Source organism: Candidatus Nitrososphaera evergladensis SR1, from assembly GCF_000730285.1.
In the GTDB taxonomy this organism is placed as follows: domain Archaea; phylum Thermoproteota; class Nitrososphaeria; order Nitrososphaerales; family Nitrososphaeraceae; genus Nitrososphaera; species Nitrososphaera evergladensis.
Genome location: NZ_CP007174.1, coordinates 2,807,593 through 2,825,040, shown reverse-complemented (window position 1 = coordinate 2,825,040; position 17,448 = coordinate 2,807,593). Strand labels below are relative to the sequence as shown.

The following is a 17,448-nucleotide window of genomic DNA, read 5'->3' as shown; positions in this document are numbered from 1 at the left end:
GGAGTACCTTGCAATTAAGCGCAAACGCATCTCTTATTAGCGATTTTAAGCTTATAACCTCTATGCCAATTGACGCGGACTTTCCAAAGAACCATCAGGTTATAGGCAAACACCAGCATGCAGACGGTGCGCATTTCCATTTCGTATGGGGGCCGGGGAGAGAAGCAGAAGCGGCAGAAAATGAAGAGGTAAGAAAAGCCTACGAGGCTAGGGGCGAGCAGCTCGTTCCACTCGGCGTGCACGGCACGATGGTTGCCCTTGACTGGGACTCTTGCATAGCCGACGGTGCTTGCATTGAAGCATGTCCAGTTCAAGTCTATCAGTGGTATAGAAGCGAACAGGATGTGCCGGGAATAGAAATGCAGAATGCAACTAGCGCGGGTTCAGGAGAAGACCATTCAAGGGACGGCCGCAAGGACTATACAGACAAGTCAGACCCAATAAGGGAGCACGACTGCATATGGTGCATGGCCTGTGTGTCGGTGTGCCCCACACAGGCAATCAAAGTAGATCAGTCGAACCTAGAGTTCCATGAAAAGGCAGCTGGGACGTTCAATGAAGCGTTAGCAAAGGGGAGCGCGCCGCCTCCACACGCGCATTAGGCGATGTGTGACATCTGTATATGCAGTTTGAGATTCCAGAATCGCTGAAACACGAGCACGAAGAGCTTCATGCAGAACTGAAGAAAGCCATCGGAGCTGGCGGCAAAGTGGGAGAAGCCGCAAAGGCAGTAGCAGAAGCCCTCCATCTTCATTTTATGAAGGAGGAAGAGTATGCCATGCCGCCACTAGGGCTGTTGTCCGCACTGGCTGAAGGGAGAGTTACGTCAGATATGAAAGATGTAATACCGATGACCGACAAATTGAAGGCAGACCTTCTGCATATGCTTGAAGAACATAAAGCGATTGTCGCTTCTCTGAAAAATCTGTTGGATGTTGCAAATAAGGAGGGTAAGGCAGAATATGCTGCGTTTGCAGAAAAGTTGATGTTGCATGCCAAGAACGAAGAAGAGGTTCTATATCCCGCGAGTATTCTGGTTGGCGAGTATCTGAAGGAAAGGCTAAAAATTTCATAGGATAGTCTCCCATTCAGACCGAACTAGGAACGGCTAAGAACAAGTATATCTGCCTCCCCTCCCCGTCCTCAAAGTGTTAGATTGTTTATTATCTTGCATGTTTGAAGCTCAAAATTAGTAGTCAAAACAATATGGGAAAGAAAATCCGACCAGTTACGCTCGAATGCTCGTTACATAATATCCGACATGTGCAATCCCATCATCAAGCAGACCGCAGAGACCACAGAGCAAACAATCAAGGTATACAACAAAGTGCGTGCGAAACTCCGTCTTCCTGATATTACAAACGACACAACGAACTGCATCACTCAATACGGCAGTTTAAAAAGAAGTCTTGAGAAAGTAAGTGCGAATGTAGGACGCACATTCTAAACATCTTGGTATAAGTATGAATCAATAAAATTCTAGCATGGAATTGTACATATCTCGTGCACGGAAAGAAAGCAGTATTCTTCTCTAATAAAATAATTAGGTATAGACCATGCGATTCTCTTAATTCTTTCTGATGATCCCAATATGTGATGATGTCAAGTACAAGCAAAAGTACGAGGTCTAAAAAGACGATACTCCTTTCTGCCATATTTGCAATGGCAGTATTGTTGTTGGGGGCATCGTCTTCTGCAATAAGTGCAAAAGCATGGGCCCAAGCGCCAACAGCCGACATCAAATCAAAAGCAAAGGAAATAGAGAATACAGTAATATCTGCACTGAAATCATACGCAACCGGGATAGGTGCAAAATACATAGACCTTGACCTCCTAACACAGGCTCCGCCAACCACGGGCAATAACACAGGAGGGGGAGTACCTACAGTGGTAAATCAGACGGCATACACAGATGCCATGAATATGATTGCAAAGGCTCAAAACCAGCTTCAATCTCTCTCACAAACAGCCAACCCACAGCAGGCAACCCTCATAGCAAAAGCACAGGGTGGAGTTGAAGCGCTCAAGACTCTGATGGAGAGAAAAGCACCCATTAATCTGGCAGAAGACGTTGCACAAAGCCCGATAGTGAACAACCTTCGGCAACTATCTTGAGCAAGTAAGAGCGGAAATATCGGGGCGGTGCGCTTTTCTATGTGCCCACCCTGCTCTGATTTCTATTTTTTTTGAAAATACATCGGAACACCGGCTGTAATTAGGTCAACCTAGCAAAACGATCGTCAATTGCCTATATCCATCTTGTGCATGTACGTGTGCAGTGCATGACACTGAAAACTCGGTACTTAAAAGATGAATATTACAATGCAATTGTATGACCACGGAACTTGTCAATGTAGGTGAAGTAAGAAACCAATTTGCAAAGCTGCGAGAAGCCTACCGGAAGGTGCTGCCAAAAGTTGATCCCGCGCTGTTAAATGACTTTCTTCAAAGGGAAGCAGCAAATTCAGACAAGGATGAAGACGGCATACCATACACCATTGAAGTATTCACAAAGGAAGGACTCGATACGCAGGTGGCAAGACAGTACATTCTGGAAGCACACTTAAAGTATCTTTACAAGCACACGTTTTCAATTAAAAGATACCAAAGTGCGCTGCGGGGCGCATGAAGACTTTTTTTTGAAAGAACAAAAGAAGGCTGGCGTCACGGCGCCGAAGGCGCCGCAGTTTGCGGGGTAGGTGCTCATTTGCGCAGCGCTCGCAGCAGGTCTTCAAGCAGGTTATGGGTGCGCACGTTGTCCTTGTGCAAGTCTGTCAGGTGGCACGAGAAGGTTTTCTGCTGTATTTGGAAGATGCGAAAGAGCAGGTAGAGGCCGAATCCGCCAAGGCCAAACTGCCCCGCAATGGTCAAAAGTTCTGGTTCCATGCTCTCTACTCTACCATGTGAAGCAGCATTTCAATGGTGTCTTCCAAGGCTGCAATACGTTCTTCCAGTGCTGCGGGCGTCTGCTTGCCCCTCTGTCTGGCCTTGACATCGGCCGCCTTTGCCCTTGCATCTTCCACTATTTTGCGCGCCATCTTTCAGACATCTCCATGCCCGTGCGTCGAAAGCACCTGGTCAGTCGTCTTGACATAATACTGAATCTCAGCAATCGACATTACCACACTGCCAGCGTCAAGGTCACGCACACGGAAGTATCTTGCCACAACGGTGTTAAAGGCATATTCAGTCCATGCATTAGCCGCAGGCTGCGAGTTCAGGGTCAATACCGGAGTCCATGTCAAGGTGTCGATTGAAGTTTCAATAACATAATTTGTCGGCCTGTTCGATGTCGGCCAGTAGATGCGCACGCCCGATATCAGTTTGCTCGACCCCATGTCGAGATAGATGAAGGGGTTTGTCTGGCTGTTGGAATTCCACGCCGTTGCGGTGTTTCCATCAAGGACATACGCCTCCGCGGAGAGAGTCATGCTCCCGCGCAAGTCTCTGCCAATACCATCGTCGCCCCATGAACCAGCATACAGCGACCACATCCCGCCAGAATACTGGCTAGAGCCAAAATTCCCGAACACTGACAGAAAATTAGACGCATCGCCGCCAGAATACTCGACGCTGATTCTAAAGTCTTCGTTAGGCGTCAGTGCGCGGTTAAACGTGAAGGTTACTGGGTTCTCGTTTGAGTTGATAGTGGTTGCATCAATAGGGGTCGATGATGCTATGATGCTGTCGTCGCTAGTCTTTCTTAGTGTGGCGACAACATTGCCGGTCGGGTTTAGAGCCTTCCCCATATAGAACGTTGCAGAAAGCAGATACAGCCCTCTTTTCGTGGCGTCGGTTATCCTCATGCCTGCACGGGTGTACGAGCCGCTACGTAGTGAGTGCGATGATGTCGAAGTCGCCGACCACGTCACCGGCGTGGTTGCTATTGTGTCGCTCGTTGCCACTGCCAGAACAGGGCTTTGGTAGTCGCCAACAACGGGAGAGGGCATTTTGACCTTGTTCACGCCGACTTGTTTCTCTACGATGTCTGCGATTTGCTGCTCTGAAAGGCCGCCCCACATATCCTAAGGCAGCACCACCCAATAAGAGACGGCAATGACGACCGTCGTGTTGGCTAGGTAGGCGTTTGCAACCTTGACGCTTGCAGTAATTTCGTCGCTCTGGCCTATTTCGGGCGCACTTTCGGGGCCGCTGTGGGGTGCAGTCTCGAAGGACTGAAGGTCGGGGTATTGGTCGATAAGGTTGTGCTGGCCTGCCCTGACGGTGATTATTGTCGTTGCATCGTGGGTCGGTGCAGAAATGCCAACCTGCCTTATGCGCACGACGGACTTCAAGGCCAGCGGCGTTGTAGGCTGAAAAACGCCTGTTTGCCCTGCAGGGATGAGCACCGTCAAGAACTTTGTCGATTCTGTGACTACTCGCATCTTGCCTATTTCGCCCTCGCTGGATTCTTGACGTTGAGGAAGGACAGCAGGCCACTGCTGCTCGCAGGTTCTGATGATGATGATGCTGGCTTTGATGATGCGCCCGTGTTCGTGTATGTGATTGTCGTCAAACCCGTCTTTGCATCAGTTGTTTCCACTGCGCCTTGTTCTGCCCTCACTGCTGCCACTTTCGCCCTTGCCGACGCCACGGCCTGTTCATATCCAGGGTCGCCCGGCTTCAAAGGACCGCCGCTGCCGCCGCTGACTTGATGGAAGCCAAACTGCTGGTCGGGTGAAAGTTGGATGACGTTTTGAGCGCCGCTTGGAGCGCCAAAGGGCACTTGTTCGATGAAGCCGACCGTGTTCTCTCCAAACTGGAAGGCTGCAGCTGCTGGCACGCCTCCGTTGTCGGTGCGAAGGAAGACGGCCTGCTCCTTGCCAGTAACGGGGTTTGTCTGCGTTGTCAGAAACGACACTGGAATGGTCGGTATCGGTCCTTTGTCGCCTGCCGCAAAGCCCGTGACCTGCTCGTTGTTCTCTGCAATTGCGGTGTTTGCTTCCTCTCTGGCCTGCACCTGCTGCTGGTCAACTGGACCTATGCCGATAGGCGCACTGGCGCCGCCAGTGCTGCCGCTGTCGCCAGCGGGCACTATCACTGTCAACGGCTGCACGTTGTTGGGGGAAGGGGTGCCGCTGCCAGCGGGCGTCGATGCTGCGGCTGACTTTGCCGAAGCAAGGCGCCAAATAGCGTAGGCTGCAACACCGCCGATGATAACAAATCCGATTAGAGGGGCTGCTTTCATTTCCTACTCATCACCATAAAGAGGCCGAAGCCGATGATTCCGACCACCAGCACGCCGATGACAAGGCCGCCGATGTTCTTTCTTGTCTCAGGGTCGCTCAAGCCTAGCGGGTCAGTGATTGGAGAAAGGGCGTCTCCCACCGCCTGAGATGCGCTGTCAAGCCCTTTGCCGACAGAGTCAGAGATGTTTTTGATGACCTCGCCCGTCGTTGCGACAGCATCATTGGCAGTTTGTCCGAGTTGCTTTGCCGTTTCATTGACGGCAAGGCCAGCGCCCGCAACAGCGGCGCCTGTCGCTCCAATCTTTAGCGCTGTTTTAAAGTCTGACAGTCTGGCCGGCCTGCCTGCTGCTGGCGGCTTGTCGTCGCCTGCGCCGCTGCCTCTTGACATTCCACCGCCGCCACCGCCGCCAGAAGGTGCATTGCCGCCTGTCGATGACGACTTGCTCACGTCCTTGGCCTTTGGGGTGGCAACCGCATTGTCAACCACAAAGCCAGAAATGCCGACTGCCGCACGTATGTTATCAAGCGCCTTTAGAGTGGCCTTGTTGATGCTGTCACCTAGCGAGCCTTCCGGCACATTGCCGCCAAGCCCAAATAATGGAAAAAGCGACGACGGACCTGCCGTCGTCACCAAGGGGGAAAGAACGACTGATGACAAGTAAGGTGCTGCGCCTCCTTACCTGCCAGTGCTCAGTGCGTTTAGCGCCGCTTGTGCGCTTGCAAGTTCCTCGTGCAGCATGACGACCTTGCTCGTGCCTGTCGGCGAGCCAGTGTTTGCCTCCCACACTACCGAGCCTTTCTTCAACGAAGTGGCGTTGATGAAGCCAAGGTCGGCATAGTCGTTCAGCACCAAGCCCCTGATGCTTGGGATGATTGCAGTGCCGCTTGAGGTCTCTATCTCGTTTGTGCCTGTCAGTTTGCCAAGGCGCAAGCCAACACGGTCGTCTTCCTGTGCGCTCTCCCAGTTCCACACGTCCTCCATGAAGGCAACGGGCACCCTCGTGCGGAAGCCAGACACGATAGAGTCTGACCTTATGCCGTTGTCCACTGCCTTGATGAGCGACCTGCGCAGCACGTTTCCTACTGGCAAGTCCTGCGAAAACTGGTAGTTCGTGTAGGCGCCGTCAATCTTCTTTTCGGCCATCGATTGGAGAATGAACCACAATTTCTCGCGGTTCTTGCCGTAGAGGTTCTCCTCCGTGGCCTTGTCCATGCTGACCTGTTCAAGCACGGTGTAGAGGCTTGCGTTGTCGAACGTGAGGTTCGTGCCAAGGTCCGACGCTGCGCCCGTGTCAACTTCAAGCGAAAGTGACGACAGGTCTTGCGCCGGAAGCATGGCGTCAATGGCGCTGAAATCGCCGTTTGGCGCCTGCGGGTTTGTGGCAAAGTCGATGCACGCGACAGCCTTGAACAGTTGGTTCGTCAGCGCCGTTGTCGGCGTCTTGAACCTTGTCGGCACTACGCCGTGGTAGTCAAAGATGTTGAGGTAGTACAGCATGGGAAAATCGACGGTGCGCACAGCCTTGCCGTTGACCACAAGGCGCACGTTCTTGATGAGCGACATTGGGTTATCCTCGTTGAGCGTTGAAGCGCCCGACGTGTCAACCTGACCCTTGAGAATAATCCATATTTTCTTGAGCCACTTGTCCTGCGGCAGTTCGATTTTCAGCCCCGGCTTGTTGAGGTTGTTTGCTATGTCCAGTGTGTCTCTTGCAGAGTCCAGCGGTTTGCGTTCAACCTTGAAGGCCATTTAGAAAAAAGAGCCTCCTAAAGAACGCCTACTCTCTTGGCGACGGCTATGCCGATGACGGTTCCGACGACGGCAATGCCAACGCCTACGATGATGGATTGGAATTCCATGAAAGGGCGTTTCAGCCCTCAATAGAACTGGCCTGTGCTGCGCAGGCTATAAAAACGACCGACAGGCCTCTTGACGTGACTTTGGTTTCCGCCCTTATTTTCTGGCGCTCGTTGTGGCCTGTCTTGGTGATGTGGTCATTCAATCCTCGCAAGGATTCAAACCCCTTGCGGCAGTCAGGGCAGCGGAAGATTTTGATGCGGCGCTTCAAGTCAATCCCCCCCATGCAAAGCGAATCGATGTTTCTCTCTCGATTCGTCTTGCCATGAAACACGCCGGACAGTGGCAAGAATGGCAATACATTTCAGGGTCTCTTGATGGATGGGGCGCTCGTGTCACGCTCAATGGAGACCACCCCTGACCACGACCGGCCTGCTCGCCCTCGTGTCCTTGTAGATGAAAGAACGGTTCGGCAATTCTGGCTCTTTTTCGTAAAACTTGCGGAATTCAGGCTGCAGCAGCAATTCCACCTCTGCGCCGACCCACTTGCGCAGGTAGTCAACGTCCGTGTGCAGCGGCAGTTTGAAGATGAAAAGGTGCGTGGCGTTTGAAATGATGCTCTTGTGGTTCTCTGCTGGTCGCTGGAAGATGGCCGTGTATGATACGTTTTGGTTGCCCTTGTCTCTGACAAGGCGCTCGTAGGACGGCAAGATGCGGTGGGCGCTGCTGTAGTTGTGCGCCTCGTCAATCATCACGTGCATGTTGGCCTGCCTGTTGACAAGGTTGCAGAACTCGTCAAAGTGCCGAATGCCAAGGTCGAGCGGCACGACAAAGTTAGTGCCCTTGCGAATCATCTCTACCCTTTTACAAGTGCCATGATAGACAAGCGCCTGCTGCTGTGGCGTCAGGTGCCTTGAAAGCAGTTCTTTGCGCAGTTTGCCGTGATAATCCCATGCCCAAAGTGGATAGGCGCCAAGAATCGAGCGGGCTATCAAGTTTGCCGCAAGGTGCGTCTTGCCCTGCCAGTGGGCGCCGATAACGACGCTATTCTCAGTGCCGACCTCCCACTTGAAGTTAAAGTGGTCTTGATAGTCGATAGCCATCTAGTCACCCTCTACGTATTTTTCAAGGTCGCTGCTCAACTGGTAGAGTTGCATAAAGCGCTCGGCGTCTTCCTTCTTTGCAAACAAGGCCTGAAAGACATAGAGGCCTGCACCCTCTGGCCTGTCTTCGATGTGCTCGTGCACCTTCAAAGGAGCAGGCACGCTCTTGTGTAGTTCCTTGGCCTTTTTGGCCTTGGCAATCATCGCAGGACTGAACATGCCTAGAGAGGGTTCTCCGACTTTTCAGGTTCGGGCTTTGCGTCTTTCTTGTTCTTGCGTCCAAAGCCGCTCTTTATGTCGTCAAGCAGGCCAAAGTGCGCCAGTGGCGGCATTGCCAGCGTGAGCAGCGTTCCACCGATGAGCATCCCCTTTTCAAGCCAAGGCGGAAAATCCCACCCGAATTTTATCATGGCAAGCGCCCACTGCTGCGCAAGGTGCTGCGTCCTCAACATCTTTTGCTTGCGTGTCGTGCCGTCAGAGCCGACGACGGTGAACTCTATTTCCTCTTCAAAAGGCGGGATGCCGATGCGGGCATACATGCCGTGCACTTCTGAAAAGGCCGAGTAGAACGTGAGATAAAGGCGCTGATATTCTGGGCCTGCCATCAACTCTTCAAGGTTATTGTATTTGGCAAGGATGGCGTTTTCTGGCCGCTGCGGCTGCGAGGCCTGCTGCCCTGGCGCCGCTGGCTCAGTAGATCTAGCCGCTGGCTCTGTGCTTGTTGCTGCCTGCTCTGCTTGCGCAAGCGGCGGGATTTTGACCTCTGTCGTGCTGCCGCCAAGGTTGCGCTTGACTGATGCGGGCGGGGCCCCTGCCTTTTGCGCTGCCTCTCGAAGCGCACGATTCACCTGCTTTGTCACATTCCCATAGGGCACTTGCAGCCTTGCTTCGATGTCGTGACAGACACGCACCCTTGTTTCCTTGTTTGTCAGGTCGCTGCCGCTGTCGATTGCCGCAGCAAGTTCTTTCAAAATCCGCTGCGTCTCGGATGGCTTGTCGGCTGTTGCAGGCGCTTCACTATTGCTGCTCAACTGGTTTTTCCTCCTTTTCCTCGTTGCGCTTCGTGTAGAGATAGTAGCCCATGCCAAAAGCAAAGCCCAAAAGGACTATGCCGATGACGAGACCCCATCCACTACCGCCCTTTTTGCTGCCCTGCTTGCTTTGAGCGTCAGTCGGCGCCTCTTGCTTTTGAGGAGAATGACCAACAGGGATTGAAGCGTCGGGCTGTTTCGACTGGCTTTGCTCGCTCGCAGGTGCGGCGGCGGGCGGTGGATTTTCAGAAGAAGACATGAAGAAAAAAAAGAAAAGGGTGTTAAAGAGGAGTCACGGTCGGCATTGGCCGACCACGAATCTCCAGCGGCACTCTTGACTTTACGTCACGATGTAGGGGATTGCTGCGCAGGTTGAAGCGGCAGCACGGGCACTTGACGTATAGGCCGATGTCAAAGGTGCACTCGCAGCCCTTGCACCACTGCTCTACATGGTAGTCTGGCTTTTTGGCTGTTTGGCGGCGATAGCCCTGAAAGCGTGCGTGAATGCCCTTGCAGGTCATGGCATCATCGACTCCAAAACACCAGCCGCAGCCAACTCGAAGCGCCAAAAAACGTGCGCCTCTAATTCCCTGACCGTCTTGGCGTGCGCATAATATTTCAGATACGCTTTGCGCATGGCAGGCACCTCTGGCAATTTTCCAACAACCGAGCCGTTGACGACATTGACCCGGTGCAGGAAATAATTCCCGTGTCTGTAGCCACCTTTCATTTAGGCGCCATCTCCCCCGCAGAATGAATCAAGGTCTCGAACAGCCCTTGCAGTTTTGGCGGCAGACTCTTGAATTCTCGGCAGTCCTTGACGTGCGCCTTGAAGTGCTTGAGGTCGCTGCTGCACTTGCCGCACTGGCATGTCAACTCGAAGATGATTCTGATTTTTGTCGCCATCTTTGCCGCTCACTCCCACGAATGCCAGACAGAAGCAAGGAACCTCGTGCGTGCCCTCTCCATCTGTGACATAGCGTCTAGCATGGCAGCGACCCGCCCACTTTGAGGCCATTTTCCATTTTCCAGTGTCGCATCTGGCGCCGCCGTGCTGTGCTCTTGTGTCGCCGCAAACGCAGCGCTGCTTTGGGTCGTAGTCGTCATGCTGCAACTGCCGCCCTCCTTTTGCGTGAGCACTTGTAGCACTCGCTGAATTTGCAGCGGCGGCCGCAGTGGTCGCACGTGCGCCCCGTGATGTATTTCGATAGCAGGCCTACGTAGCAGCGTTTTGCCGTCGCTACCTGCTTGCTGTCTTCAAATTCGGCAGGGTGCTTGACATAGCCATAGTAGCGCTCGCTGTGGCCGCTGACGACACGCTGCACGAACAGCAGCCCGTCAGAGCCGCAGTGGTCGCAGTGGCCGCCCTTCTTTGCGTTCAAAAACTCTCGCTGGTCGGCCATTTAGAGCACCTTGATGATGAGGTTGGCCGTGTTGCGCACAAGTTGCAGCGATTTGACCTCGTCTTTGTAGTCGGCAGGGAATTCCAGCATGTTGATGCACGTCTTCAAGTCCTGTTTGAGCAGTTTGCGAACCCCTGCCATGACACGTGTGCGCTCGCCAATGCGGTTGATGATTTCAGCAGTTATTGGCTCAAGTTCATCGTCCTTGTCGTTGGCCTTCTTCAAGGCGCTATAGATGCGCAGGCGTGCTTCGATGTCGGAAAGGGTGCTTTCAGTCATCACCGAGCACCTCCGCAGCCTTGCGCAGCTGCTCAACTTCATCATCCTTGACATCTCGATGCTCGTCCTTGTCTATGTGGTCGAGAAAGTCTCGCTCCAATTCCCCGTAAGAGTCGGCAGAAAAGCCCTGCTTACACACGGAGCAGGTGACTCGCCCCATGACCATGGCGGCGACTTGCTGACTCTCTGTCTTTGGTTTTGGCTTGTAGAGAGGGCAGAAATGCACGATGTTTGTCTCTGCTTCAAGGGGCCTGCACTTCGGGTTGTCTTTAGTCGGGCCAGCGGGCCAGTAGAGTTTGCAGCCGCAGCCGTTGATGCAGTCAAAGATGCGGCGTGGCGGCGCGGTGCTGGCCTGCTGCACGGGCACTGCTGCTGGTGTTGTTGTTCTTGGCGGCGCTGATGCGTTGATGCGGTCACGGGCCTTGATTTTGGCCTTTTCTAACTCTATGGCAAGTTTCTTGATGTGGCAGCCGTTGCAGAATTTCAGCAGCGCAAGGGCGTTTTCTGGCTTTTGCAGTTCTGGGTAGGCTTTGCGGAGCGGACAGGCGGTGCAGGCCTCCAAGCCATAGACGCACGCCGTTGAAGGCTCGCCAGTGAAAAGTTTCGAAGTCTGCACGATTTCCCCATTGGCAAAAGCCTCAATTGCGCCCTTGACATATTCATTCAGGCTCTTGCCTTGTGCTTTGGCTTCGGCCTTTATTTTCTCATAAAGGTCATCAGCAGGGTAGACGTAGACACGGTTCTTGTAACTGTATTTCCCCATGCTGCTCAATCCTCCTCATAATCAGCACGCACGTACGAGTTGTGCCCGTGCGTCACGTTGTGCATGTCGCTTGCTAGTTTGGCAGCAAATTCAGTGTAGAAGGACTGCAGCATTCCTTCTCCGTCTGCTCGCCCTGTCTTTTTGCATTCTTGACATAAAATATTCCACATTTTTCCCCATTCACCCCCTTACCACTCACGCATCAGGTTCGCTTCGAGTTGCGTCATGTCAAAGGCGCCATACCAGGTGCGCAGCGTTGACAGGTCTTCCCACCCCATGGCAGCAACGGCGCCATAGTTGTAGCCCGTGCGCCTCAGCCAAAGGTGAGCGCCGCAGTGTCGCAGTGTGTATGAAGGCCTGTCTTCCCAGTAGGACGTTTTGGCCTTTTTCTTCCACTGCGGGCAGCCAGTCTTGCCCCTGTTCTTGTGTCTGCCGTGCTCCAAATAGTCGTCATTGTTCGCAAAGGCCTTGCCGCAGCCGCAGACGGGCTTTATCAGTCCAAGGTGAAGGTAGACCTTGCGCAACTCGTGATTGATGCGCAAGGCAAATTCATCATAGGACTCGCCATCGTCGCCAAACATAGTGTTGCGGTGGGCACGGCGGCGCTGCTCAACCCATGCTTTTATGATGGCGACTGACTTTGGATGCAGTGCAAATTTTTTCCATGTCCTGTCGGTCTTGCTCTCGTAGAGTTCGCCTGTCATTATTTCAGACTCGACAGTCTCTATGCGCACCTTCCCTGGCAGCACGAGTGCAAGGCCTCTGAAGAACTGCACGAGTTTTGGCTCGTAGATTGGCTCGTCAAAGCCCTCGATGATGGCCTTGGTTATCTTGCGCTTGGCAAAGGTGAACTTGTCGGGGTCGGCATTGAAGACACGGTTTGGACGGCCAAAGGTCTCTATGGCAAAAGCCCAGTAGGCCGCCATCTCTTCATTTTCTTCCTTGTTGATGAAAAAGTCAAGCCCTGCGTCAATCTGCTCGTCAGTGAGTTTGACATCGTTGTGCATCCCGATGCGGTCTTTTTTGCCGTCAAGGCCATACTCTGTCTTTTCTGCGTCGGTCATCTCTCGGCCGATGACGTAAGAGTAAAAGTATCTCACGGCCTGCCTCGTCATGCTGTCAAGGCGAGTCGTGCCCTTCTCGGCCTTGTAGGCGTCAACGAATGTCTGAGTGACGGCGTTTGTTGATGCGTCCTTGTTGTCAGCGGCCACCCATGCTTCAGGGTGGCACTTGAATCCCTTGATGTATTGGCCTGTGCAAATGCGCCGTATCCTGCCGTAAAAGTCGTCGCCACGCTCTATCTCACTCATCTTTTTTACAAGGCGCTGCATGCATGGCAACTTGCCAAAGGCCTCGTCCGTCAGGTCTTCAAAGCGCTCACGGCGCACGGTCTCTTCAGCGGCGCCCTTGCGCTTCCAGTAGTCGCCATCCTTTTCGATGAGGCCGCGCTCAAACATCGGCTTGATGTAGTCACGGTAGAACGATTTGGGGCTGCTGCGGTTCATCAGCGCCGCCAGTTCTCCTGTCGTCTTTGGTTTTTCAAGCAGCTGCACGATGCGGCGCTCAATCTCGCCCTTGTCGGCGACTCGCTTGCCACTGTCGTCTCTCATCCGACTTTTGCGAATGCCTTTTAGAGACGTGTCGCCGCTAGAAAGTGAAGGCGCAGGCATGGATGGCTTGATTGTGGATTGGAACCCTGCAACGACCGCCATGCTACGCCTTCACTCCCAACTTCCTTGCACGTTCTTTAACGAGGAACGCTATCTCGCCTTTTTTCGTGCGGTTCTCCTGCACCGCCAAAATCCCGAGCAAGTCGAGAATGTCCCTGTCGACGTTCAACGTCGTGTCCTCCCTTTGACTCGTCATCGACATGCCAATAACACAGCATTAACATGTATAAAAGCATTGCCGTGCTATTGACATGTCAAAACGATTGAGATTGGCGGCATCAAGTCTTTTATAGTCCTAGCATGTTAATAGCATGTCTGCAACATGCCACCGAAAAACCCGAAGAATGCGCAGGGCGTTGTCAATGTTGAGTTTTACAAGTCAGTATATGAAATAGCACAGAAGGCTGCAGAGGCCAAAGGCAAGAGCCTAAAGGATTTTGTCAACGATATTGTGCTAATGTCGGTAGAAAAAGACGAATTTCTAAAAAGATATGCACCAAGCCTGTCATTTGCAGGCAGGACGGAAACATCATTGTTTGTCAAAGACGACATGAAAGACCGTACGGCGGAAATTGTGATAAAAGATAGTCAACTGATTTGCTACCTTGACGAGTCCAACGATTGCGAGCATGTTCATTTTGCCTTGGCGCTGCCAGAACTAGGAACATTGAACATCAAACAGAAATCAGTGCTTCCCATGACCTTTACAGACTCGGCAGGCAAGACACACTTGATTGATTTTCGCCAAGGTCGTCCATATTGCTTCAAATGTAAATCCTACGGCTGCGACTACGCCGACATTGCTGAAACAGAACATGCAATAGCAACAAACCGACCAAATAAAAAAGCCAACAGGGGGGGGGAGAGCAGAGTTAAAGATGATAGTTAGTCAATAGCCCTTTTTCCAGCCCGTTTTTACGATGGAATTTCCAACCATTTAACGACTTTCCACGGTTTAGACACTATTTGACAAAAGCCATGCATCAAGTTTTCATGCTGCCGTATAACTATAGTATCCTGCCGCACTGTGCTGCCGCATAGAAATTGACGTATGCCGCACTGTGCTGCCGCACTGTGAAATGGAAAAATGTGTTAAGATACCGTCAAGATACCCTCTAAAGTATCTTAACACGCTCAAAATCGGCTAAAAGGGCTGTTCTGGAAAATTGCAGGCGTGGCTATTGCCAAGGCTACGCCGATAAGAACGATTGTAGCGATTGCAGGGCTGATTGCACGACGCTGGTATGTCCGCATCGTCAGAGAAAGCGATGATCCACCTATTAGAGCGAGAGAAAATAGCAGTTGCCTAACTCGGCAATTGTCTAATACTCTAGACCAAATATCTTTCGAGCCGTTGACATCAAGCGAATTCGAAGATTTCGGGAAAGGGACGGCCAAGAAGAGGTTCTATGAGGTTCTTGCGCATATCGACGAGAAGGGGAGCATGCATTACAACGATGTGATGAGATACGCATTCGAGCAGAAACTTGTCAGGAGCAGGGCATCAATCACCATCATCCTAAACGGACTAACGAAAATGGGGCTACTGGAAAGAACTGTTATGGACAGTAGACCGATGAGGACGACTTATGATCTGACCCGGAAGGTCAGGTCCATTCTTGAACTTATGAAGCAGGTAGAACGAAACTTCTAGCGTTCAGCAGCCTTTTAGCTTACCTTGATACCCTACTTGTGTGAGCCAAATGTTCGGTTTCACAAAAAACGTCAGATTGCAAATAGTAAAATTCAGGAAGTTGCAATTGGAGGGGTAGGAAACCACGTGTGGATATTGTAAGGATAGGATATCGGGTAGAGCCTGATACCGTCAATTTTATTACCGGGAAGTACAGAGTTCATTCAGTTTGATGACCCGCCTAAGGGTGAATGTAAGCCCGATACTTCTTATTTTGGGTATCGTGGCCATTATGCTGCCAAGTTTGTCATCAGTTGGAGTAGAACCTGCTATGGCAGAATCTCGCGCTTCTATTATTCCAAGCATGCCTTTTCTAAAGTCGGCTGATCAATCAGTCGAAGTTCAAAAATCTGTTGTGGGCAAACAAGTCGTGGTCTGGGTCGTTGCAAATAATCGCGAGCCAAGTGATTTGAAGTTTGCACAAATAATAGAAATTAGGAATTCCATTGGTGTGACAGAGTATCTGGCGTTTCAGACTGGTACATTGGGAGCAAATAACAAGACTGAGATGGGAATATCTTGGACACCCCTTTACTCCGACATCTATACACTCAGAACTTTTGCCGTCAGCGGTTTAGAAAACCCTGAGAGCTTGGGGCCCATTGCCGAGAACTCGATCGAAATTACCGCTTGAGTCAAAATTCGCTGCCGGGAGGCAAAATTCTTCAGATTCCAAAGGCTTTGTTAAGAAGGTCAGAATCTTAAAAGAATAAGCATACAACCCAAATCGCCTATAACAAAATGGATTCTTATATACGGCCGATTCCTTGGTCAGCTAGTTTGGGACTAAAAAAAGAGAGAAGGGGGAGCGGTAGCTTGCTAATACCAACTCCTTCTCGAACCACTGATTGCCATTGTATCATCATAGCTTGGTTGTGCCGTATCATTGTCTTTCCATAACCCAGTGTTCATTATGCAATAGTAGTTACTTGTATGGTGCGAGAATCCGTAGTTGTGTAATAACTCGTGATTCACTGCCTCTGTGATGGCCGTACCTTCTTGGACAAGTGCCTTTGGATGTGTGCCGCCAGTAGAGGGCAGAGGAGTAGGTACGCAACCGGATGCGGGATCTGGTCCACAGTACAAAGTGCCCGATATTCCTGTTATAGCCAATAACTCATCTGCCCCTTGGTAGCTTCCAGAACTCCATCCAGTATCAGACGCAGCATCATTTAGCAACGTAAGCATATCGGTGGAGCTTGGAGAAGTCCATGCAGTCGAATAGTATTTCTTATTGAAATGCACATTCCAATTGTCTCTATATACTGCTTCTTTTGAGGTAATTTTGCTCCACGCAGTACTCTCCGAGTTCACGCCATAAAGGCTTCTAAATTCGTCGTCTGGTGCTACGAACAGGTCGAGAATTGCTGTTGTTTGAGGATTGCTTATCAGAGTGATACCGCTGGTGCTTGTAGTTATTGTGGTAGGATATCGCGCTCTACTGGATCCATCCTTGCTTGCGTCAAGCGTATATGTATATCCTTGAGGAACCGATATCGAAAAGGATCCAAAAGCGTCTGCTGTAAAGGCATGTTCATAAGGAGTCAAAAATCCATTTCCTGATTGATATGGTGCTTCCAGATACACTTTTGCATTTGCGACGCTAGTGTTAAGCGATGTAACCACCCTGCCGCTGATTGTAATGTTTGTGGCATATGCCTTTTGTGGTTGACCACTTATTGTGTACGCAATTGATGCTATCGACGCCACTATTAAGACTGCAAGAAGGGTTGATGAAATCTTGTTGTTCATTCTCTTCAGCATCTCCCTGTTTAGCTCACGGTCTCCTGAGCGGAATCGATCAACCGAATGTTGTAGAGCTCGATCTTGCCGTCATTCTTTACCACCTCAAAGTTTTTCACCTTGCTATCATCAAGCATTGTCTTCAACGCGCTTGCATCGCTTGGCTCATCAAGTGGTGTCCAGATATCCATGTTTTCAATAGCAATTTTGAGGAAAGGAACATCGGCTTCGCTGATCTGCTTAGACGGTTTTCCTTCAAAGTCGTTCATGAAGTATGCCTTGACATATGCTTTGCCTGGAATCAAGTCGATGTTGTATACATCAATGTTGTAGTACTTTGTGGTTCCATCCAGCAATGCGATCGCGAAAAAGTTGTTGTCCTTGAAACCACTAAGGAATTGTGCGGCCTGCTCGGGTGTCACAATTGTCTCGCCACTATTAACTATTCCGGCTAGCCATGGATAATCACCGATATTCACCTTGTTAGCCGATTCCATCTTGATAGCCAGCGGATAGCCTATCAGGAAGTACTTCATGTTGTCGCTCGTTGGACCCCGAAATGGAATATCTTTCGAACTAGCTATTGCCGGTAAGTCTTCCTCTGATGCTACTACGGATGTCAGAATTTGGCTGTCGATTGTCGATGCTGCGTCAAGGTTCGTTGTTGGCATCGGAGTTCTGACTCCTGAAGAGAATGCCAATACGATTGCCAGTGCCACAGCCCCGAATGCGGAAAAGAGAACGAATGTTCTCCGATTGTTGGACATCAGCTTAAA

General features: G+C 51.3%; 30 protein-coding genes. 7 read left to right on the top strand and 23 right to left on the bottom strand.

Annotated elements, in window-relative coordinates:
* The first annotated feature begins 62 nt into the window (after window positions 1-62).
* The 4 genes from NTE_RS17465 (at window position 63) to NTE_RS15490 (ending at window position 2,629) form a co-directional block, all read left to right on the top strand.
* Window positions 63-602 (top strand): 4Fe-4S dicluster domain-containing protein, encoded by a 540-nt coding sequence (locus NTE_RS17465; protein ID WP_148701850.1) that lies wholly within the window; start codon window positions 63-65, stop codon window positions 600-602.
* Between the two features lie 20 nt (window positions 603-622).
* Window positions 623-1,075, top strand: a complete 453-nt coding sequence (locus NTE_RS15500; protein WP_148701849.1) for a hemerythrin domain-containing protein — start codon at window positions 623-625, stop codon at window positions 1,073-1,075.
* 521 nt (window positions 1,076-1,596) lie between these two features.
* A complete protein-coding gene (locus NTE_RS15495) occupies window positions 1,597-2,115 on the top strand; it encodes a DUF2524 family protein (protein WP_148701848.1) in 519 nt (172 codons plus the stop codon).
* Window positions 2,116-2,332: 217 nt separating this feature from the next.
* A complete protein-coding gene (locus NTE_RS15490) occupies window positions 2,333-2,629 on the top strand; it encodes an outer membrane family protein (protein ID WP_148701847.1) in 297 nt (98 codons plus the stop codon).
* A 74-nt stretch (window positions 2,630-2,703) separates the two neighbouring features.
* Here the strand turns inward: NTE_RS15490 and NTE_RS15485 are convergent, their stop codons facing one another.
* The 21 genes from NTE_RS15485 to NTE_RS16840 form a co-directional block, all read right to left on the bottom strand.
* Window positions 2,704-2,886, bottom strand: a complete 183-nt coding sequence (locus NTE_RS15485; protein WP_148701846.1) for a hypothetical protein — start codon at window positions 2,884-2,886, stop codon at window positions 2,704-2,706.
* A gap of 5 nt (window positions 2,887-2,891) precedes the next feature.
* On the bottom strand, window positions 2,892-3,038 hold the full coding sequence (locus NTE_RS16845) for a hypothetical protein (protein ID WP_158385669.1): 147 nt from the start codon (window positions 3,036-3,038) through the stop codon (window positions 2,892-2,894).
* Window positions 3,039-3,041: 3 nt separating this feature from the next.
* A complete protein-coding gene (locus NTE_RS15480) occupies window positions 3,042-4,022 on the bottom strand; it encodes a discoidin domain-containing protein (RefSeq protein WP_148701845.1) in 981 nt (326 codons plus the stop codon).
* Window positions 4,023-4,025: 3 nt separating this feature from the next.
* Complete coding sequence (locus NTE_RS15475) at window positions 4,026-4,385, bottom strand: hypothetical protein (protein WP_148701844.1); 360 nt, start codon at window positions 4,383-4,385, stop codon at window positions 4,026-4,028.
* 5 nt (window positions 4,386-4,390) lie between these two features.
* Window positions 4,391-5,188: a hypothetical protein gene (locus NTE_RS15470; protein WP_148701843.1), complete on the bottom strand. Its 798-nt coding sequence runs from the start codon at window positions 5,186-5,188 to the stop codon at window positions 4,391-4,393.
* A complete protein-coding gene (locus NTE_RS15465) occupies window positions 5,185-5,847 on the bottom strand; it encodes a hypothetical protein (RefSeq protein ID WP_148701842.1) in 663 nt (220 codons plus the stop codon). Before NTE_RS15465 ends, NTE_RS15470 begins: the two co-directional genes overlap by 4 nt.
* Window positions 5,848-5,865: 18 nt before the next feature.
* Window positions 5,866-6,939: a hypothetical protein gene (locus NTE_RS15460; RefSeq protein ID WP_148701841.1), complete on the bottom strand. Its 1,074-nt coding sequence runs from the start codon at window positions 6,937-6,939 to the stop codon at window positions 5,866-5,868.
* Between the two features lie 121 nt (window positions 6,940-7,060).
* The gene (locus NTE_RS15455; protein ID WP_148701840.1) at window positions 7,061-7,345 is read right to left on the bottom strand and encodes a hypothetical protein; all 285 of its coding nucleotides are present in this window, start codon (window positions 7,343-7,345) and stop codon (window positions 7,061-7,063) included.
* A 43-nt stretch (window positions 7,346-7,388) separates the two neighbouring features.
* Entirely contained in the window at window positions 7,389-8,090 is a 702-nt protein-coding gene (locus NTE_RS15450) for an ATP-binding protein (RefSeq protein ID WP_148701839.1), read from the bottom strand.
* A complete protein-coding gene (locus NTE_RS15445; protein ID WP_148701838.1) occupies window positions 8,091-8,309 on the bottom strand; it encodes a hypothetical protein in 219 nt (72 codons plus the stop codon).
* Window positions 8,310-8,311: 2 nt separating this feature from the next.
* A complete protein-coding gene (locus tag NTE_RS15440) occupies window positions 8,312-9,121 on the bottom strand; it encodes a hypothetical protein (protein WP_148701837.1) in 810 nt (269 codons plus the stop codon).
* Entirely contained in the window at window positions 9,108-9,380 is a 273-nt protein-coding gene (locus tag NTE_RS15435; protein ID WP_148701836.1) for a hypothetical protein, read from the bottom strand. Before NTE_RS15435 ends, NTE_RS15440 begins: the two co-directional genes overlap by 14 nt.
* 22 nt (window positions 9,381-9,402) lie before the next feature.
* On the bottom strand, window positions 9,403-9,642 hold the full coding sequence (locus NTE_RS15430; RefSeq protein ID WP_148701835.1) for a hypothetical protein: 240 nt from the start codon (window positions 9,640-9,642) through the stop codon (window positions 9,403-9,405).
* Window positions 9,639-9,851: a hypothetical protein gene (locus NTE_RS15425; protein WP_148701834.1), complete on the bottom strand. Its 213-nt coding sequence runs from the start codon at window positions 9,849-9,851 to the stop codon at window positions 9,639-9,641. The genes NTE_RS15430 and NTE_RS15425 overlap by 4 nt, the downstream gene beginning before the upstream one ends.
* Complete coding sequence (locus NTE_RS15420) at window positions 9,848-10,027, bottom strand: hypothetical protein (protein ID WP_148701833.1); 180 nt, start codon at window positions 10,025-10,027, stop codon at window positions 9,848-9,850. Before NTE_RS15420 ends, NTE_RS15425 begins: the two co-directional genes overlap by 4 nt.
* A gap of 9 nt (window positions 10,028-10,036) precedes the next feature.
* Window positions 10,037-10,228 carry a hypothetical protein gene (locus NTE_RS15415; RefSeq protein ID WP_148701832.1) on the bottom strand — a complete coding sequence of 64 codons (192 nt, stop codon included), beginning with the start codon at window positions 10,226-10,228 and terminating at the stop codon, window positions 10,037-10,039.
* Entirely contained in the window at window positions 10,225-10,524 is a 300-nt protein-coding gene (locus NTE_RS15410; protein ID WP_148701831.1) for a hypothetical protein, read from the bottom strand. The genes NTE_RS15415 and NTE_RS15410 overlap by 4 nt, the downstream gene beginning before the upstream one ends.
* Window positions 10,525-10,806 (bottom strand): hypothetical protein, encoded by a 282-nt coding sequence (locus tag NTE_RS15405; RefSeq protein WP_148701830.1) that lies wholly within the window; start codon window positions 10,804-10,806, stop codon window positions 10,525-10,527.
* Window positions 10,796-11,566 (bottom strand): hypothetical protein, encoded by a 771-nt coding sequence (locus NTE_RS15400; RefSeq protein WP_148701829.1) that lies wholly within the window; start codon window positions 11,564-11,566, stop codon window positions 10,796-10,798. The genes NTE_RS15405 and NTE_RS15400 overlap by 11 nt, the downstream gene beginning before the upstream one ends.
* A 188-nt stretch (window positions 11,567-11,754) precedes the next feature.
* Complete coding sequence (locus tag NTE_RS15395; protein ID WP_148701828.1) at window positions 11,755-13,278, bottom strand: hypothetical protein; 1,524 nt, start codon at window positions 13,276-13,278, stop codon at window positions 11,755-11,757.
* A 1-nt stretch (window position 13,279) separates the two neighbouring features.
* A complete protein-coding gene (locus tag NTE_RS16840; RefSeq protein ID WP_158385667.1) occupies window positions 13,280-13,438 on the bottom strand; it encodes a hypothetical protein in 159 nt (52 codons plus the stop codon).
* 120 nt (window positions 13,439-13,558) lie between these two features.
* Here NTE_RS16840 and NTE_RS15390 point away from each other — a divergent pair, with 120 nt between their 5' ends.
* The 3 genes from NTE_RS15390 (at window position 13,559) to NTE_RS15375 (ending at window position 15,563) form a co-directional block, all read left to right on the top strand.
* Window positions 13,559-14,125 (top strand): hypothetical protein, encoded by a 567-nt coding sequence (locus tag NTE_RS15390; protein WP_148701827.1) that lies wholly within the window; start codon window positions 13,559-13,561, stop codon window positions 14,123-14,125.
* 465 nt (window positions 14,126-14,590) lie between these two features.
* Window positions 14,591-14,890 carry a hypothetical protein gene (locus NTE_RS15380; RefSeq protein WP_148701825.1) on the top strand — a complete coding sequence of 100 codons (300 nt, stop codon included), beginning with the start codon at window positions 14,591-14,593 and terminating at the stop codon, window positions 14,888-14,890.
* Between the two features lie 211 nt (window positions 14,891-15,101).
* Window positions 15,102-15,563 (top strand): hypothetical protein, encoded by a 462-nt coding sequence (locus tag NTE_RS15375; protein WP_148701824.1) that lies wholly within the window; start codon window positions 15,102-15,104, stop codon window positions 15,561-15,563.
* Window positions 15,564-15,748: 185 nt separating this feature from the next.
* On the opposite strand, the gene NTE_RS15370 is transcribed toward NTE_RS15375, so the two are convergent.
* The gene (locus NTE_RS15370) at window positions 15,749-16,681 is read right to left on the bottom strand and encodes a carboxypeptidase-like regulatory domain-containing protein (protein WP_158385665.1); all 933 of its coding nucleotides are present in this window, start codon (window positions 16,679-16,681) and stop codon (window positions 15,749-15,751) included.
* Between the two features lie 20 nt (window positions 16,682-16,701).
* Window positions 16,702-17,343, bottom strand: a complete 642-nt coding sequence (locus tag NTE_RS15365) for a hypothetical protein (protein WP_148701822.1) — start codon at window positions 17,341-17,343, stop codon at window positions 16,702-16,704.
* Window positions 17,344-17,448 lie beyond the last annotated feature (105 nt).